17 protein-coding genes are annotated in these 14,869 nt (G+C 63.6%); 12 read left to right on the forward strand and 5 right to left on the reverse strand.

What is annotated here, in order from left to right; translation table 11 throughout:
* Window positions 1-68: 68 nt before the first annotated feature.
* Both HNR02_RS33935 and HNR02_RS36365 read right to left on the reverse strand, forming a co-directional pair.
* Complete coding sequence (locus HNR02_RS33935) at window positions 69-275, reverse strand: helix-turn-helix domain-containing protein (RefSeq protein ID WP_179777676.1); 207 nt, start codon at window positions 273-275, stop codon at window positions 69-71.
* A gap of 83 nt (window positions 276-358) precedes the next feature.
* Entirely contained in the window at window positions 359-817 is a 459-nt protein-coding gene (locus HNR02_RS36365) for a hypothetical protein (RefSeq protein ID WP_179777677.1), read from the reverse strand.
* 132 nt (window positions 818-949) lie between these two features.
* Here HNR02_RS36365 and HNR02_RS33945 point away from each other — a divergent pair, with 132 nt between their 5' ends.
* From HNR02_RS33945 to HNR02_RS33955, 3 genes are all read left to right on the forward strand, one after another.
* The gene (locus HNR02_RS33945) at window positions 950-1,129 is read left to right on the forward strand and encodes a helix-turn-helix transcriptional regulator (protein ID WP_179777678.1); all 180 of its coding nucleotides are present in this window, start codon (window positions 950-952) and stop codon (window positions 1,127-1,129) included.
* Window positions 1,130-1,140: 11 nt separating this feature from the next.
* The gene (locus tag HNR02_RS36675; protein ID WP_179777679.1) at window positions 1,141-2,343 is read left to right on the forward strand and encodes a tyrosine-type recombinase/integrase; all 1,203 of its coding nucleotides are present in this window, start codon (window positions 1,141-1,143) and stop codon (window positions 2,341-2,343) included.
* Window positions 2,344-3,023: 680 nt separating this feature from the next.
* Window positions 3,024-6,866, forward strand: a complete 3,843-nt coding sequence (locus HNR02_RS33955; RefSeq protein ID WP_179777680.1) for a YobI family P-loop NTPase — start codon at window positions 3,024-3,026, stop codon at window positions 6,864-6,866.
* A gap of 183 nt (window positions 6,867-7,049) precedes the next feature.
* Here the strand turns inward: HNR02_RS33955 and HNR02_RS33960 are convergent, their stop codons facing one another.
* The gene (locus tag HNR02_RS33960; protein ID WP_179777681.1) at window positions 7,050-7,283 is read right to left on the reverse strand and encodes a helix-turn-helix domain-containing protein; all 234 of its coding nucleotides are present in this window, start codon (window positions 7,281-7,283) and stop codon (window positions 7,050-7,052) included.
* Window positions 7,284-7,413: 130 nt separating this feature from the next.
* Between HNR02_RS33960 and HNR02_RS33965 the strand changes: the two genes are divergently transcribed.
* Window positions 7,414-7,713 carry a winged helix-turn-helix domain-containing protein gene (locus HNR02_RS33965; RefSeq protein ID WP_218914368.1) on the forward strand — a complete coding sequence of 100 codons (300 nt, stop codon included), beginning with the start codon at window positions 7,414-7,416 and terminating at the stop codon, window positions 7,711-7,713.
* Window positions 7,714-7,728: 15 nt separating this feature from the next.
* Window positions 7,729-8,307, forward strand: a complete 579-nt coding sequence (locus HNR02_RS33970; protein ID WP_179777682.1) for an HD domain-containing protein — start codon at window positions 7,729-7,731, stop codon at window positions 8,305-8,307.
* Here the strand turns inward: HNR02_RS33970 and HNR02_RS33975 are convergent.
* Together HNR02_RS33975 and HNR02_RS33980 are read right to left on the reverse strand one after the other, a co-directional pair.
* Window positions 8,276-8,746, reverse strand: a complete 471-nt coding sequence (locus HNR02_RS33975; RefSeq protein WP_179777683.1) for an NUDIX domain-containing protein — start codon at window positions 8,744-8,746, stop codon at window positions 8,276-8,278. The two genes, HNR02_RS33970 and HNR02_RS33975, sit on opposite strands and share 32 nt — an antisense overlap.
* Window positions 8,747-8,751: 5 nt before the next feature.
* Window positions 8,752-9,501: a helix-turn-helix domain-containing protein gene (locus HNR02_RS33980; protein ID WP_017983625.1), complete on the reverse strand. Its 750-nt coding sequence runs from the start codon at window positions 9,499-9,501 to the stop codon at window positions 8,752-8,754.
* 164 nt (window positions 9,502-9,665) lie between these two features.
* On the opposite strand from HNR02_RS33980, the gene HNR02_RS33985 reads away from it, so the two are divergent.
* From HNR02_RS33985 to HNR02_RS34015, 7 genes are all read left to right on the forward strand, one after another.
* A complete protein-coding gene (locus tag HNR02_RS33985; protein WP_179777684.1) occupies window positions 9,666-10,001 on the forward strand; it encodes a hypothetical protein in 336 nt (111 codons plus the stop codon).
* Window positions 10,002-10,168: 167 nt separating this feature from the next.
* On the forward strand, window positions 10,169-10,897 hold the full coding sequence (locus HNR02_RS33990) for a hypothetical protein (protein ID WP_312861281.1): 729 nt from the start codon (window positions 10,169-10,171) through the stop codon (window positions 10,895-10,897).
* 11 nt (window positions 10,898-10,908) lie between these two features.
* Complete coding sequence (locus HNR02_RS33995) at window positions 10,909-11,715, forward strand: FtsK/SpoIIIE domain-containing protein (RefSeq protein ID WP_179777685.1); 807 nt, start codon at window positions 10,909-10,911, stop codon at window positions 11,713-11,715.
* 40 nt (window positions 11,716-11,755) lie between these two features.
* Complete coding sequence (locus HNR02_RS34000) at window positions 11,756-12,007, forward strand: hypothetical protein (protein WP_246339346.1); 252 nt, start codon at window positions 11,756-11,758, stop codon at window positions 12,005-12,007.
* A 12-nt stretch (window positions 12,008-12,019) separates the two neighbouring features.
* Entirely contained in the window at window positions 12,020-13,507 is a 1,488-nt protein-coding gene (locus HNR02_RS34005; protein ID WP_246339347.1) for a replication initiator, read from the forward strand.
* A gap of 11 nt (window positions 13,508-13,518) precedes the next feature.
* Window positions 13,519-13,698, forward strand: a complete 180-nt coding sequence (locus tag HNR02_RS34010; protein WP_179777686.1) for a helix-turn-helix domain-containing protein — start codon at window positions 13,519-13,521, stop codon at window positions 13,696-13,698.
* A complete protein-coding gene (locus HNR02_RS34015) occupies window positions 13,698-14,858 on the forward strand; it encodes a tyrosine-type recombinase/integrase (RefSeq protein ID WP_179777687.1) in 1,161 nt (386 codons plus the stop codon). Before HNR02_RS34010 ends, HNR02_RS34015 begins: the two co-directional genes overlap by 1 nt.
* The last annotated feature ends 11 nt before the right edge of the window (window positions 14,859-14,869 follow it).

Consider the following 14,869-nt stretch of genomic DNA (forward strand, 5'->3'; position numbering starts at 1 on the left):
CGTCGGCGAGTCCCCCGCTCCGGCACGCGAGTTCCACACTCGCGCACGCCAGGCCCGGGCGGTGGAGGTCAGATGGCGCCCTGGCGGACGGCCCACACCACGGCCTGGATGGGCGTCGCGACGCCGAGGCGGTCGCAGATGGCGCGAATGCGGCGGCGGACGGTGCGCCCGGACAGGTTCATGCGCCGGGCGACCGCGTCCGGCGGCAGCCCGTCGGCCAGTAGCCGCAACAGATGCAGGTCGTTTCCCGCCAGTTCACCGACTTGCTCGGTCACCCCGGCCCTCCACCGTCCCGTGTCCCGCCAGCATCGTCACTCCGCGCCCAGGCGGAGTCAATGACAGAACAGGACAAGGTGGTTCAGACCGGTGCCGTCAGGTCCAGCTCATCCCATCCCGCCACGGGCAGGGGCCGGACGTCCCGGGTCCACTCCGGGAGCAGGTACGGCAGGCACACCTGCGCCGGCTCACGTTCCGGTTCGGGGCACACCTCCCACGAACCGTCCCCGGCGAGATAATCGTTCCACCGCCCGTAGTCCGAGCAGACCGCCAACTCGTCCGGCGCCTCGAACTCGACCGTCGCGAAGCCGGCGCTGAGCTGATACTCGGGGTCGAACAGCATCGCGGCGTCCAGAAGACGCAGCTCACCCCGCCACGCCCACACCGGCGGCCGCCCTTCCGTGCACACCCCCGCGCGTTCCATCGCCGCCACCATCGCCCGGTAGGCCCGCCGCTCCCCCGGCGACACCCACTCCCAGCCCCCGACGAGCACTCGGCAGCCCCGTAGCCGCTCCAGCGGCTGAAACGTCCGCAACAACACGAGCCGACGCTAACGGCCCCGGCACGGTTCACACATCCGGGCGGATCCCTGATCTCCCCGCGACGATCACCTCAGGCAACGAGATTCACATCACCGCGCCACCCTCCGCAGGCTTAGCCAGCAGGAGACGAGATGGATCGCTTGTGGACGGTCGAAGACGTGGCGAAGTACCTCGGTGTGCCGGTCAAGACGCTTTATGTCTGGCGCACCACCGGCTACGGGCCCAAGGGGCGCCGGGTCGGGAAGTACGTGCGCTACAAGCCCGAAGACGTGATCGCGTGGTTCGAAGCGCTCGACGACCACGCGGCCTGAAAGGAGATGACGTGCCTCGACCACCGTTGCCGATCGGCACTTACGGCCTGATCCGGGTCCGGCGGATCGCGCCCCGGAAGTGGAAGGCGATTGCCCAGTTCCGTATGCCCGACGGTCGGATCAAGACTGTGAGCCGTATCGGGCGGAGCAAGACCGACGCGGAAAACCGTCTCAAGGAGGCGATGACCACGCTGGCCGCTGAGGTCAGGGGTGGTGAGATCTCGGGCGACACGCGAATGAAGCGCATTGCCGAGGTGTGGACGGCCGAACTGGCTCGGGAGGCCAAGCTCGGGGACCGGTCGCCGAACACGGTGCGCCACTACCGTGGGCAGCTCAAGAACTGGGTCCTGCCTGCCGTCGGGGAGTTGCAGGCTCGCGAGTTGACGGTGACGTGGTGTGACCGGCTGGTCAAGAAGGTGCACGACGCGACCAGTCATGACACGGCCAAGAGCGTCCGGGCGGTCCTGACCGGGCTCTGCGGCTACGCGGTGCGGCACGGCGCGATGACTGTCAACCCGGCGAAGTCGATCGGTCGGCTCGCGCGCGGGGAGGAGAAGGAAGTGGTGGCCCTCAACCAGGAACAGCGGAACGATCTCCTCGCGAAGCTCGAACGGCTGGCTGAGAAGAAGAGCACCGACACGACCGGGCGGAGCCTGGGGCCGCGGGCACAGGTGTGGCGGGACCTGCCGGACATCGTGCGGACGATGCTGGCCACCGGCGTCCGCCTCGGCGAACTGCTGGCGCTGACGGGCGACGACGTCGACCCACAGGAGCGGATCGTGGCGGTCGGAAATCACCTGATCCGGGTAACGGGCGTTGGGCTCGTCCGCGTCGCCAATCGCAAGGGCAATCGACCAGGTCTGCTGCTCAGGGTGCCCAAGTGGTCGGTGCCGATGTTGCGCGCCCGGAAGCTCGCCTCCGGTGGCGGGCCGCTGTTCCAGGCGTGGAACGGTGACTGGCTCGACCCGAGCAACACGATCAACCGGGTGCGGGAGGCGTTCGAGGAGGCCGGGTACGGGTGGGTCACGTCACACGTCTTCCGCAAGACCGTGGCCTCGGTGCTCGATGACGCCGACCTGCCGCTCAGTGCCATCGCGGACCAGCTCGGGAACACCCAGAAGGTGGCAGACAAGCACTACCGGAAGCGACGGGTAGCCAACGAAGCGTCAGCAGCGGCCCTGGAGACGATGTTCGACGAGGCGCCGGGGACTTGACGAAAAACGGGGGTTTAACGGGCTTCGGGCCTACCGCGTCCGAGTCACGAAAGAACCCCAGGTCGATGACCTGGGGTTTCGGCTCCCCCGGCTGGACTCGAACCAGCAACCCTTCGGTTAACAGCTACATGGTGGTTGATGGCGACCTGGGGTTTTGCTGTCTCGGCTCGCCGTCGTTCTTCGGCTTTCGCCACGTCTGTTCGCGCTCGTCCGCCGCTGTTGATGTCACGATTGGATGTCAGCTGCGGCGGGCCGTGTGGGCGCAACATCGCTGTTCAACGGGCTGCTAACTGACCGCTCGTCACCTTTCCGCGATCCAAAGCCGCCCACAGCCGGGCCGGGTGCCGTCAACCCTTGTAACCGATCACGCCGCACAGCCGAACTACGAGACGTGACTGTGCGTGCACGAGCCGACCACCGGAGGCGTGATCGGCGCGAAGCGGGGTTGACGGCGCTCGGCCCGGCTTTGACCATCCCGGCGATCGCGGAAAGGTGGCGCCTACCGGTGGCCGCCTGCCTTGGATGCTCCGTGCCTTTCTCGTGCGCCTTCCCCCGCCCCGCGCGCCGGCCGACGGCGTTGAGCGCGGCCGAGCAGAGCGGAGCGGCCCGGCTCGGCCGCGCGCCAGTTCGGCCCGCGCGCCCGCCCGCTAGGGCGGCTTGAAGACGTAAAGAAAGTTCTCATGAGCGACGACGACATCGAGTTCGCGGGGCTGCAAGCAGAACACTCGAACATCGATGACCTTGGAAGTCAAGGACGTTCAATGACCAAGCCCAACGATGACCAGCAGCAACCAGCTAACCAGCAGCAACCAGCTAACCAGCAGCAGCCAGCTAACGACCCACAGTTCCGTGTGGACGCTGGTCCGCTTTCCGGGGATGGATCAGGAGGCAACTTGACTAGGTTTGGTTCCCAGTCCGGTCTCCCTACGCTGGAATCGCTAGCCCCGAAGTACGCGCCCGAGCAGCACGCCACCTATCTCCGACACCTTCAACGGGCGGTGCAGGACTCAAAGAACCTGAATATCGCGCTCACAGGTAGATACGGAACAGGGAAGTCTAGTGTTCTCGATGAGTTCGAGTCTGAGAACAAGAAGAAGACACTGCGTATAGCGATCTCCACCCTTGGACCTGACTCCGACGGTGTGACTCTCACCAATCGGATTCAAAAGGAGCTGGTCAAGCAACTTTTGTATCGAGCAGCCCCGCGGAAGCTCCCCTTCTCGCGCTTCAATCGCATCGTCCCTTTGTCCCGCAAACGCGCGGCATTTCAGTCGACTATCGCGGTGGGTGTAGTCGGCGCATTCCTTGCGGTCCTCGGCTGGCTTCCGAAAATCGCTGGCACGGGACAGGGCCAGCACTGGTTGGTCCAAACACTATCCTGGCTGGTGTTCGCCGCCCTGGCTGTCGCGACTCTCACCGTGGTGCGAATAGTCCTCCACGGTCGCTTCGTGGTCTCTGATGTCTCGGCAGTCGGGACTGCGGTGAAGTTGACACAGAAAGCATCGACGTACTTCGATGAGTACCTTGAAGAAATTGTGTACTTCTTCGAAGAGGTCTCGCCGAATATTGTCATATTCGAGGACTTCGACCGCTTCGACGACCCTCACATCTTCGAATCATTGCGAGAGCTGAACACCCTCCTCAACAACACGCCCAAGCGCCAAAAAGAGGGTGAGCAGCCACTCCGCTTTATATACGCGATCAAGGATAGTCTCTTTGAGCGACTGGGAACCGAAGTCGTGGAATCGGGAGCGGATGCGGCGGCTGTGGAGACTGTGCGTGCCAATCGCACCAAGTTCTTTGACGTTGTCATCCCACTGGTTCCATTTATCTCACATCGAAATGCACGAGAACTGCTGTCCGACCTAATAAGGGATCGCGGCTTCTCCGGTATTGACCGTTCTCTCATATCAATTGTTGCTCAGCATGTCACCGACATGCGGCTACTGAAGAACATTTGTAATGAATATGCAGTGTTCGAGGAGCGGTTGCTCAGATCTACAAAGACTGCGCCAGGGCTGGCCGCCAGTAATCTATTCGCGCTAGTCGTTTATAAGAACTTTCACCTCAAGGACTTCGAGGAAATTTCGCGCCGAAATAGCGATCTCGATGTCCTGTATGATCTCCGAAGAGAACTCGTGCGTGCAAACATCGACGACTGTGAGAAGCGGAGGCGCGCACTCCTTAACGAGCCATCAAGGTACAGAACGATGGAGTCGACAGCCAAGCGGATTGGCGAGCGTCTCGCCATCATCGGAATGGTCTCGAAAGCCTCAACTGGGTACGCAAGCTGGCCAAATGCGCAATTCTCTTCAGGCTCTCGGATCTGGTCGAAGGAGGAAGTTCAGTCCTATGATTTCTGGGTCACTGTGAGGAATGGGGGAGGAATTGGAATCCTGGCCTCAACGGCACCACAGGGCGGCCAGCAGCAACTGGTGGCCAATCTAGAACCGGGTCAAGTACAGGTGGTCTTCCCCGAAGCTTCGAACGCGGACCAATGGGCAGATGTCGACGAAGGCAATCTTCAAGATAGGCTCGATAGCCTGAGAGATGAAATCGACTTTTTGCGAGGAGCGGATTTCAAGGAACTGTACGAAAAAAGCGAATTCAAATTGTCAACAGGAGTAGGCGAGCAGGCTTTCGCTGACCTCGTCAATGCAACTATGCGGTCGCAACTGGCCCGCGATCTCGTTAAGCAGGGATATCTAGATCGAAACTTCGCCCTGTATGCGGCTCAGTTTTACGGTGACTTCACCGGGGTCGACGTTGCAAACTTTATCGTGCAGGTCGTCCAGTCCAATATAATGGAAATCGACTTCTCCTTCAGTGGGCCAGAGGCGGTTGCGAACCTCCTCGCGGAGGTTCCAGACGACTTCTCGCACACGGTCAGTGCCTACAACATCGAGATCCTTGATTACCTTATCGACCACGGCGACGGACGCGTCCAAAGTATTGTTCAAACGGTTACCTCGAACTTCGGAAGTGACGCACAGGAGTTCTTTAGGGCGTATTTCAATGCCGGTTCGCGACGTTCGGAATTTGCGGCTCTACTGAGTCGCCATCCGTGGCCAGAAGTGTTTGAATACCTGGTTTGCAATCAAGGTATCCCGGCAGACGTTCGATCTGGTCTCGTCGACGCCGCTCTCCGCGACGCCCAAAAAGTTAAGCTCTACAAGCTAGATTCCGAAGTGTGCGATTTCATCGTGTCGAACTACACAACGATGACTGTGTTCACCGGAGATCTTGACGATGATGTCGCCGACAAAGTGGTTTATCTCATCAAAAGGGCAGGTGTCGTTCTTCCTGACCTGAGCGAACTCAGCGAGGTGATTCGCGACCGCGTCGTACGCGAACATCTGTACGTCCTCACGGCAAACAATATACGCGAGGCTCTCGGAATTACCGGAGACATTAGTCTTGATCGCGTACGCGAAAATGCACACGTGTACGACATGTGCCAGCGAAATCCTGGCGAATACCTCGAAGCAGTAGAGAAGGACCGGCATACGCAGTACGCGGTCCTCACTGAAGCAACTCTCGCCGAAGCCCTAACCGTGATTGCGGAAGTATGGGAAGCGGAGCAGATCCGCGAACTCATAGCATTGACTGCGCCGGAGAGCCAGCTGAGCTGCCTCGATGATGTCCCTAAATCGTGTTGGCGACATCTCGCGACGCATCATCTCTTCCGTCCGAGTGTGCAAAACGTCCGAATTTATCGCGAGGCGATCGGCTCCATCGATCAAAATCTCGCCAACCTCCTCATGCAGGCCCAAGCCATTGAGGTCGCGGGCGAGGATGAGGCCGGACAGATGAGCGTCGCCATCGGTGTGCTCAATGCCGCTTCGACCATCCCCGATGCTCAGGAGAGAGTCCGCTTGGTCGCGAGCATGCAGCTTGATGAGTACGTACCGCCCGCGGAGGTCAAGCCGGAGGCCGGCAGCCTCTTGGCGTGCCTGTTAGAACATGACATTGTCGAGGATTCCCCGGAGTCCTTTGAGCACTTCCGAGGAGCAGGCTGGGGAACTATCGAGTCTGCGATTTCGAAGTCAGCAAAGTTTGTCGACTTCATGACGCCCGAACTGGTCGGCAATTTCGTCACGGACCTCTTCAACAGTCAGGTAGTACCTGAGCAAGCCTGCGCGAAGGTCTTGGATAATCTCGCGCAGTACGTTAAAGACGACGACGCATCGGTGCTTGCGGCCGTGGCCCGCTATGCCTTATCGCGAACGCGGCCTCTTCCCCCGGAGCAACTCCTCCGAGTTGCTGCGGCCACCCGTGACAGGCATCTCACGCTCGGACTCCTTGCTATCGCTGCCCCTATGCCGTCAGCACCGCAGGTCGTCTCGGTTTTGCAGGAGTTGGGTGAGCCATACAACTACTTGGTGAACCGTACTAAGGATGAGTTCTCGGTGCCTGACGACGAGGAGCACCGCGTGGTTTTCGAATACCTCAAAGAGGCCGCCATCATTTCCGAGTTCAGGAAGCGGCGGAATAAGGATGTCCGTGTAGTGAAGGTGGCATAGAATTGTGATGGTCGCGAATTAGTAGGAGGACTAAGTCAGCGGTAAAGCCCGGTTCAGCATTGGCGGGCTTGCTAACGTCGCCCGAGTTGCTGCAAGCCGACCCGCTGAGCACCCACCGCATTTGCTCGCGCGAGTGTGGTGATTGGTAGGGCCTTTCTCGGGCACAATGGCGTCGGCGTCCTGCTATAAGTCAAGCCGTGACAGGATATCTGCCGCTGAAGAATTCAACGCGGTGGCGATGTGTCGCAACTCGACCACGTCCAGTCGACGCTCGCCGGTTTCGTACTTGCTGACGAACGACTGCGGTACCCCCAGACGCTCTGCAACCTGCACTTGTGTGAGGCCGGCCTCCTGGCGTAGCTCGCGCAGGAGGCGGCAGAGCTGCTGGTACTCGGCTGAGTAGATCGACTTCTCCACCTGTCAAGGCGACCGGAGAGCCAGCGGATATCCCAAAATCGGATATCCTGGCCCCCGTGCCCTGCCGCAACGAGCGGCACTGCCACGCGGCGGGGTGCGCAACCGGTATCGCCGACAGGCAGGAGGGAGCATGAGCGATGACCTCGACGGCAGCCACACCGTCGACGAACGCATCGTCTTTGATCCGGACAGCAACCCGGACAAGTACATCTACGAGCAGCTGGCCGATCACCTGGCCAGGCTCATCGCTGCGGGCCGACTGAAGCCCAACACCCCGTTGCCGGCCGAACGGCGCCTGGCCGCCGAGTACGGCGTCTCACTGGGCACGGCCCGGCATGCGACCAGCATCCTCCGCGAATTGGGCCTGGTCGTCACCGTCCGCTCCAAGGGCACGTTCGTTCGCGGGCCTCGTGCGTCCGCTGAATCTTGACGTTACGGTGGGCGGATGTCGCTGATTTCGTGGGCATATGACCTTTCCGAGGCGAAGCTGCGTGACGCGCTGCCTCGACGATGGGCCCACGTTCAGGGCGTAGCCCGGCAGGCGCGCACCCTCGCGCCCATCGCCGGATCGGACGCCGAGCTGCTGGAAGCCGCGGCCATCCTTCACGACATCGGGTATGCCCCAGATCTGGTCGACACCGGCTTTCACCCCATCGACGGCGCTACTTACCTGGCCAAGGTCGATGCCCCCGAACGGCTCGTGCACCTCGTCGCACACCACTCCTACGCCGTCTACGAAGCCGAACTGCGGGGGCTGACCGAAGAACTGGCCGACTTCCACGACGAACGCGGCTCGATCCGCGACGCGCTCTGGTACTGCGACCTCACCACCTCACCGGACGGCGAGACCGTCGACGCCGAAGACCGCATCGCGGAGATCAAGCGGCGCTACGGCCCTGACCATCTCGTGACTCGGTTCATCACCGGTGCGACTCCCGAACTGCTGGCAGCCGTCGAGCGCACGAAGGGCCGTCTCTCCGCCGTCTCGGCGGCTAACCCAAATGGACGTCCGCAGGGTTCTTGACCGCATGATCGATCCGCAGTCGCATGGACGGGTGGATGTCCAGCTCGTCCAGCCGCTCCGGCGCGACCCAGTGCACCTGCCGTGACTCCGAACTGGGCCGCAACGACCCTGCGAGCGGGCGGGCGTGGAAGCAGATCGAGAACTCCTGGCGCACCTCGCCATCGTCGTAGGCGATGACGTGCTTGGGGTCGGAGTAGATGCCGCTGATCCCGGTGACCTCGACCGTCAGCCCGGTCTCTTCCTCGACCTCGCGCCGCACGGCGTCCACCACCGACTCGCCGAGGTCCTGGGCTCCTCCAGGGAGCGCCCACAGACCGTTATCGGTGCGCTCGATCATCAGGATGTCGCCGGCCTCGTTGCGCACGACCGCGGCGACGGCGGGCACGATGCTGTTGGCGGCCGGGGCGTCGGGGTCGTCGTAGTAGTCCTTCTTCGGCACGAGCCTCAGTCCTCCCACTTGTGCGGTTGAGCGTGCTCCCACACGGCGGTGAAGCTGTCCGCGTAGGTGGTGAACAGGTCGCCCGCCGACAAGCGCCGCAGGTGTAGCGCGGGGGCGTGGGCGGCCATCTTGCCGTAGACGTGCGGGTTGACGATCATCTCGTCGTCGAACCGGAAGATGCTGTTGTAGAGAACCGTTCCGTGGGTGCGGATCTCGATTCCCGGAACGCCGTCGAGCTTGCGGAAGTAGGCCAGAGCGTGGTCGATCTTCGCGGAGATCGTGTGCGGTCCGATGCCCTCGTCGGTGCTGCGCTGGATCACCGCCGGGGCGTCCCGGTCGCCGAACAGCAGCCGGATTCGCGCCCCTGCCTCGGCCTTGCTCCGCAGCAGCTCCAGCAGGCCGGGCTTCTCGGTCATGAACATGCCGACGTAGACCAGCATGTCCACGTACGTCGTGGCCTGTGCCAGGAGCTTGTCCCAGAGGTCGGCCGGCACCGAGTTGCGGTGGGCGTAGACCTTCACGATTTCGGAGTTGCTGACCTCGCTTGCCTTGGCCTCGGACAGCGCGTCAGGCCATAGGTAGCTCTCACTCTCCTGCAAGATTGCGGCGATCTTGTGTCGCGACTTCGCATAGGGCGTGCGCCCCTTGGTGATCCAGCGCTCGACCGTCTTCGGGTCCACTGCGATACGCTCGGCGAGCTGGTCCGGGGTGAGGCCCCGCGACAGCAGGGCGTCACGTAGACGCTCGTTGGTCATCGACCCTCCCCCAAGTACTCCTAGGGACGTCTTCACGCTACCAGAGACGTCCCTAGATGTCCCTTCGTGCGGTGAAGCCGTCCCTGTCCTCGGCGGCATCGTCAGGGACGCACCGAAGAGCGCTATGGAGCGGTGCGGAACTGATCACCCTTGGAGGACAGGTTATGCGTCTGGTCATCGACACTTCTCAGGTGACGTTCACGGTGGGCCGGGAGGCTCAGCCGAAGACGGATCAGAACGGGATTCAGCGGGTCGAGCGCAGCACGAACGTTCCGATGTGGACTGTGCAGCTGGTTGCCATGGACGGCTCGGGCGCGGAGGTGATCGGTGTGACCGTCGCGGCCCCGCAGGCCCCCAAGGTCAGCACTGGCACCGTCGTGACGCCCGTTGAGCTGCAGGCGATTCCGTGGGCACAGAACGGTCGCAACGGCGTGGCTTTCCGTGCAGTCGACATCAAGGCTGTCTCCGGTTCGAAGACGTCGGCGAACTCCGCTTCCTGACCGTGACGAACGTCTGAAGTGCTCACCCGGCACAACAGCCGGGAACTGGTCGAGCGGAACACCCTCGGCCGCTAGTCATTCCCCTCGAAGAGAAGCACGGGACCGGTCTGGTTCTTGGCGGTTCCCGTCCGGACCCGTGCCTCTTTCGTCTCCACCTTGGAGGAGTCGTGGCGAAGTCTATCCGCCGGGCGCGTGGCGCGCGCCGTATCGATGTCATGGAGTTCTGGCACGCGCCGAAGCAGCACTGGTTCGTTGTGAGCCTGGGCGTGTTGCTGCGCTGGCGCGCAGAGATCTTTCTGACCGCCGTGTTCCTCGTGGGCATGGCGTGGCTGTATCACCAGGTCGGCGAGGGTTACGCCTGGCTGATCTTCACCGGGACCGTGGTGGCCGTGGTGCTGGTGCCGCAGACCCGCTGGTTCGTGTTCTCCCGGTTCTGGTGCCTGGTCGACCGGCACCGCTTGCGGACCTGCCTGCGGCAGGCGCGTGCCCGCACGATGAACCTGGACGGCGCGCTGCCGTTCATGCTGTGGGCGCGGCCCACCAAGACCGGGGAGCGGATCTGGTTGTGGAGCCGTGCGGGCTCCTCGGCCGGGGATCTGGAAGCGGTCCTCGAGTACATCGCGCCCGCCTGCTACGCCCGTGACGCGCGGGTGCACCGGGTGCGCAAGCTGTCCACCCTGTTCGCGGTCGAGGTCATCCGTCGTGACCCGCTGGACCGCTCGACGCCGATCGACTCGCCCCTGGCGAAGGTGGCGTCCCTCGTTCGCAAGAACCGCGGTGAAGGCAGCGAGCCCATCACGGCCGCCACGGTCACGCCGCTGCCCGTACAGGACAAGCCCGCGCCGAAGCCGGCCGCGGTGGTCCACGGCGAAGACCTCTCCGACTACATCGACTGAGAGGCGTGGTCATGCGGAAGAACACCATTCCGGTGGCTGGGCTGTCCATCTATGACCCCGTCCACCTCGGCATCTACGAAGACGGCTACGGCGTCGACATCGAGCTGATCTGGCGCAACATCCTGCTTGCAGGCGAGCCCGGCGCGGGTAAGTCCGTGGGCCTGAACAACATCGTCGCGCACGGGGCGCTGTGCCCGGACCTGTCGTTGTGGCTCTTCGACGGCAAACAGGTCGAGCTGGGCCTGTGGCGCGAGGTGGCCGACCTGTTCGTCGGTCCCGACATCGAACGCGCTCTGACCGCGCTGGAACGGCTGCAAGCGGAGATGGACCGCCGCTATGTCGAGCTGGACCGGGTCCGGCGGCGCAAGATCGACCGTCACGACCCCATCGACGTGATCATGGTTGTCATCGATGAGCTGGCCCTGTTCTCGGCCACGATGGGCACCAAGGACCAGCAAGAACAGTTCGTCCGCCTGCTGCGCGACCTTGTGGCGCGGGGCCGGGCTGCCGGGATCATCGTCGTAGCCGCGACTCAGCGGCCTTCTGCCGACATCATCCCTACTTCGCTGCGGGACCTGTTCGGGTACCGCATGGCTTATCGCTGCACCACCGATTCCAGCTCCGACATCATCCTCGGCCGGGGCTGGGCCGCGCAGGGCTTCGACGCCTCCAACATTGCGCCGGAGGAACGCGGCGTCGCCCTGCTGCTCGCCGAAGGCGGCATCCCACGCCGGATGAAGACCGCCTATCTGACCGACGCGCACATTCACTCGCTCGTCGAATACGCGCGCCGAATCCGCACTCGCAAGACCGCTTAATCCGCATTCGCAATTCGACTCGCAGGAGAGGACTGCCCTCATGCTGATCGCAACCAAACCCATGGCCCTCACTCCCGAGCAGCTGTGGGTCTTCGTCACCGGCGAGAACAACGCCGTCGACGTCGCCCGCCTGGCCCACGCGCCCGAGATCGGCGGCTTCATCGCCCTGCCGATTTCCGCGTTCGACCCTTACGCGCTGCTGCCCGCCTACGCGCCGACCGGCGAACTCCTGGAGGGCTGGCGGTGGGCCACCACCCAGGACGTCGACGCCTACGCGCACTTGTTCGCCTGACCCGGAGCATCCTTGACCGTCTCGACCATGACCCTCAGCCCCACCGCTAAGACTGTGGTGGGGCTGGGAGCCGTCGCCGAGCCGGACATCCTCCGCCGCGCGAGTAGCCCTGACTACCGCTGGTGGCTCGCTCACGTCATGCCTGCGGCTGCCTGCTCTCGGCCGGTACGCCTGCGCGTGGAAGCGGACTGGGGCGGCGGTGACGTCGAGCGGGTCACTGACGATATGCCGGACGGGCTGCTCTATGTCGCCTGCAAGAATCGGCGTGCCTCGGTCTGTCCGGCCTGCGCGGAGACCTACCGGGCCGACACCTACCAGCTCGTGAAAGCCGGTCTCGTCGGCAGGAAGGGCGTGCCGGAGACCGTTACCGAGCATCCGTGCTTCTTCGTCACCCTCACCGCGCCGGCCTTCGGGCCTGTGCACAGTCGGGTGGTCAGCAACGGGCAGGTCAAGCCCTGTCGGCCCCGGCGGTACGCCCCGCTTTGTCCGCATGGCCGTTCAACTGAGTGTCGCGTGCGGCATGGCGAGGATGACTCGTGCGTGGGGGAGCCGATCTGCCGGGACTGCTACGACTACGAGGCACAGGCGGTCTGGAACTTTCATGCTGGGGAGCTGTGGCGGCGGACCACGATCACGCTGAACCGGTACCTCAAGGCTGCGGCCAAGGACCGGGGCGTGCAGGTGCGGTTGTCGTATGCCAAGGTCGCCGAGTACCAGCGTCGCGGCGTTGTGCACTTCCATGCCCTGATCAGGCTCGATGGCCTTGACCCGAACGATCTGGATACCATTGTCGCGCCGGATCCGAGCATTACGCCGGAGCTGCTGAGCAGCCTTATCGACACCGCTGCGACCGTTACGCGCTTCACTACGGCACCCCATCCCCGGCGTCGTACCGGCTGGACCATGGCCTGGGGCAAGCAGCGTGACATCCGCCCCGTCCACCTTCTCGCGAGCGATCACGATGACCGTGGTGCGCTGACAACCACCGCGGTGGCCGCCTACCTCGCGAAGTACGCCACGAAGGCCACCGAGGAAGCCGGGCATGTCTCCCGGCGACTGACGCAGCTCGACGCCAACCTGCACGCGGAGCGCGACAACCACCAGTCCCGGCAGCTCGTCGCCTGCTGGCGGCTCGGGCAGCGGCCCTTCTACTACACCAGCAAGCAGCAGCGCACCGAGTGGGCCGAAGGCTGGGGAAAGCTCCAGAAATGGGCGCACATGCTCGGCTTCGGCGGTCACTTCTCCACCAAGAGCCGCCGCTACTCCACCACTCTCACAACGCTGAGGGCCGTCCGTAAGGCATTCCAGCGCGGCGAACACCCCGAAGAGACACTGCCGGCCGACGCGGACCGGGACGGCGAACAGTCCGCGGTCACTCTCAACTGGATCTTCGACGGCGTCGGGTGGTTGACCATCGGCGACGCCGCCTTGGCGAACACGGCCGCGGCCAAGGCGCGGGAGCGCAAACGTGTTGCGCGAGAAGAGATCGAAAGCCACTGAAGGGAGAAGCAATGGAACCGATCCTGCTCCGCGTCGACGAAGCCGCGCACCTGCTCGGCATCGGCCGGACGCGGGTCTACGACTTGATCCGATTAGGACAGTTGCGGTCCGTCAAGGTGTTCGACTCGCGCCGGATTCCTCGGGACGCGATTGACGAGTACGTGCGGTCTCTGATGGCACAGGCGGCGTGATGGCGAAGCGTGCGGCCAACGGGATGGGCACAATCGTGCAGCGAAAGGACGGGCGCTACCAGGCGGCGGTCTACGTGCTCACGGTGCACGGCACCCGCCAGCGGAAGTACGTCTACGGCAAGACCTGGGAGGAGGTGAACAACAAGCGCATCGAGCTGCTCGACAACAACCGCAAGGGCGTGCCGTCGATCTCCTCATCGATGAAGCTGGGGGACTACCTCGACTATTGGCTGGACGAGATCGTGCGGGTCGAGCGGGGAGCCTCGACGTACTCGGGGTACGAGGTCGTCGTCCGTCGGTATCTCAAGCCGTTGCTCGGGTCGCGGAAGTTGAACGCTCTGACGCCGGCCGATGTCCGGAAGATGCTCGCCAAGCTCCGGAAGATGGAGACGATCCACGGCAAGAAGCTCTCGGCTCGCTACGTCCAGAACGTGTTCGAGGTGTTGCGGAGTGCGCTCAACAACGCCGTGCGGGAAGAGCTGATCGGACGCAACGTGACCACCCTGGTCAAGGCGCCGTCGCGGGATCACTTCGAGGTCGAGCCCATGTCGGCGGCCGACGCGCGGCGGTTTATCCGGCACGCCTCCGAGCACTGGCTGTCCGCGCTCTGGCTCGTGTTGATCACCACTGGGCTCCGCAAGGGCGAGGTGCTGGGGCTGGCCTGGTCGGACGTCAACCTGACCACGGGGGAGTTCCGGGTGCGGCGGACGGTCCAGCGGGTGCGGGGCAAGTTGATGTTCGGCGAGCCCAAGACGAAGAAGTCGCGTCGCGTGCTGTACCTGCCGCCTGTCTGCCTGGCGGCGCTCAAGGCGCACCGCCGGGATACCGCCGAGCGGCTGACCGAGCCCCTGAACCCGGCACCGGGGCAGCCGGACGATCTTGTGTTCATCACCCGTTCGGGGAGGGTGGTCGAGCCGCGGAACGTGAACACCATGCTCGACCGGGTGCTACGGAGAGCGAGCATCGATCGCAGCCGCGTGCATGACTTGCGCCACACCTGCGCGACGCTGCTTCTGGAGGACGGGGCGACCATCCGCGAGGTGATGGAGCAGCTGGGCCACGCTTCGATCACCACCACGGCCAACATCTACGGTCACGTGCTGGACCAGGCGAAGCGGCAGATGGCCGAGCGGATGAACCAGCTGGCCGCGGGGGACTGATGTCAACCCTG

The sequence above is a fragment of the Amycolatopsis endophytica genome (assembly GCF_013410405.1).
In the GTDB taxonomy this organism is placed as follows: Bacteria; Actinomycetota; Actinomycetes; order Mycobacteriales; family Pseudonocardiaceae; genus Amycolatopsis_E; species Amycolatopsis_E endophytica.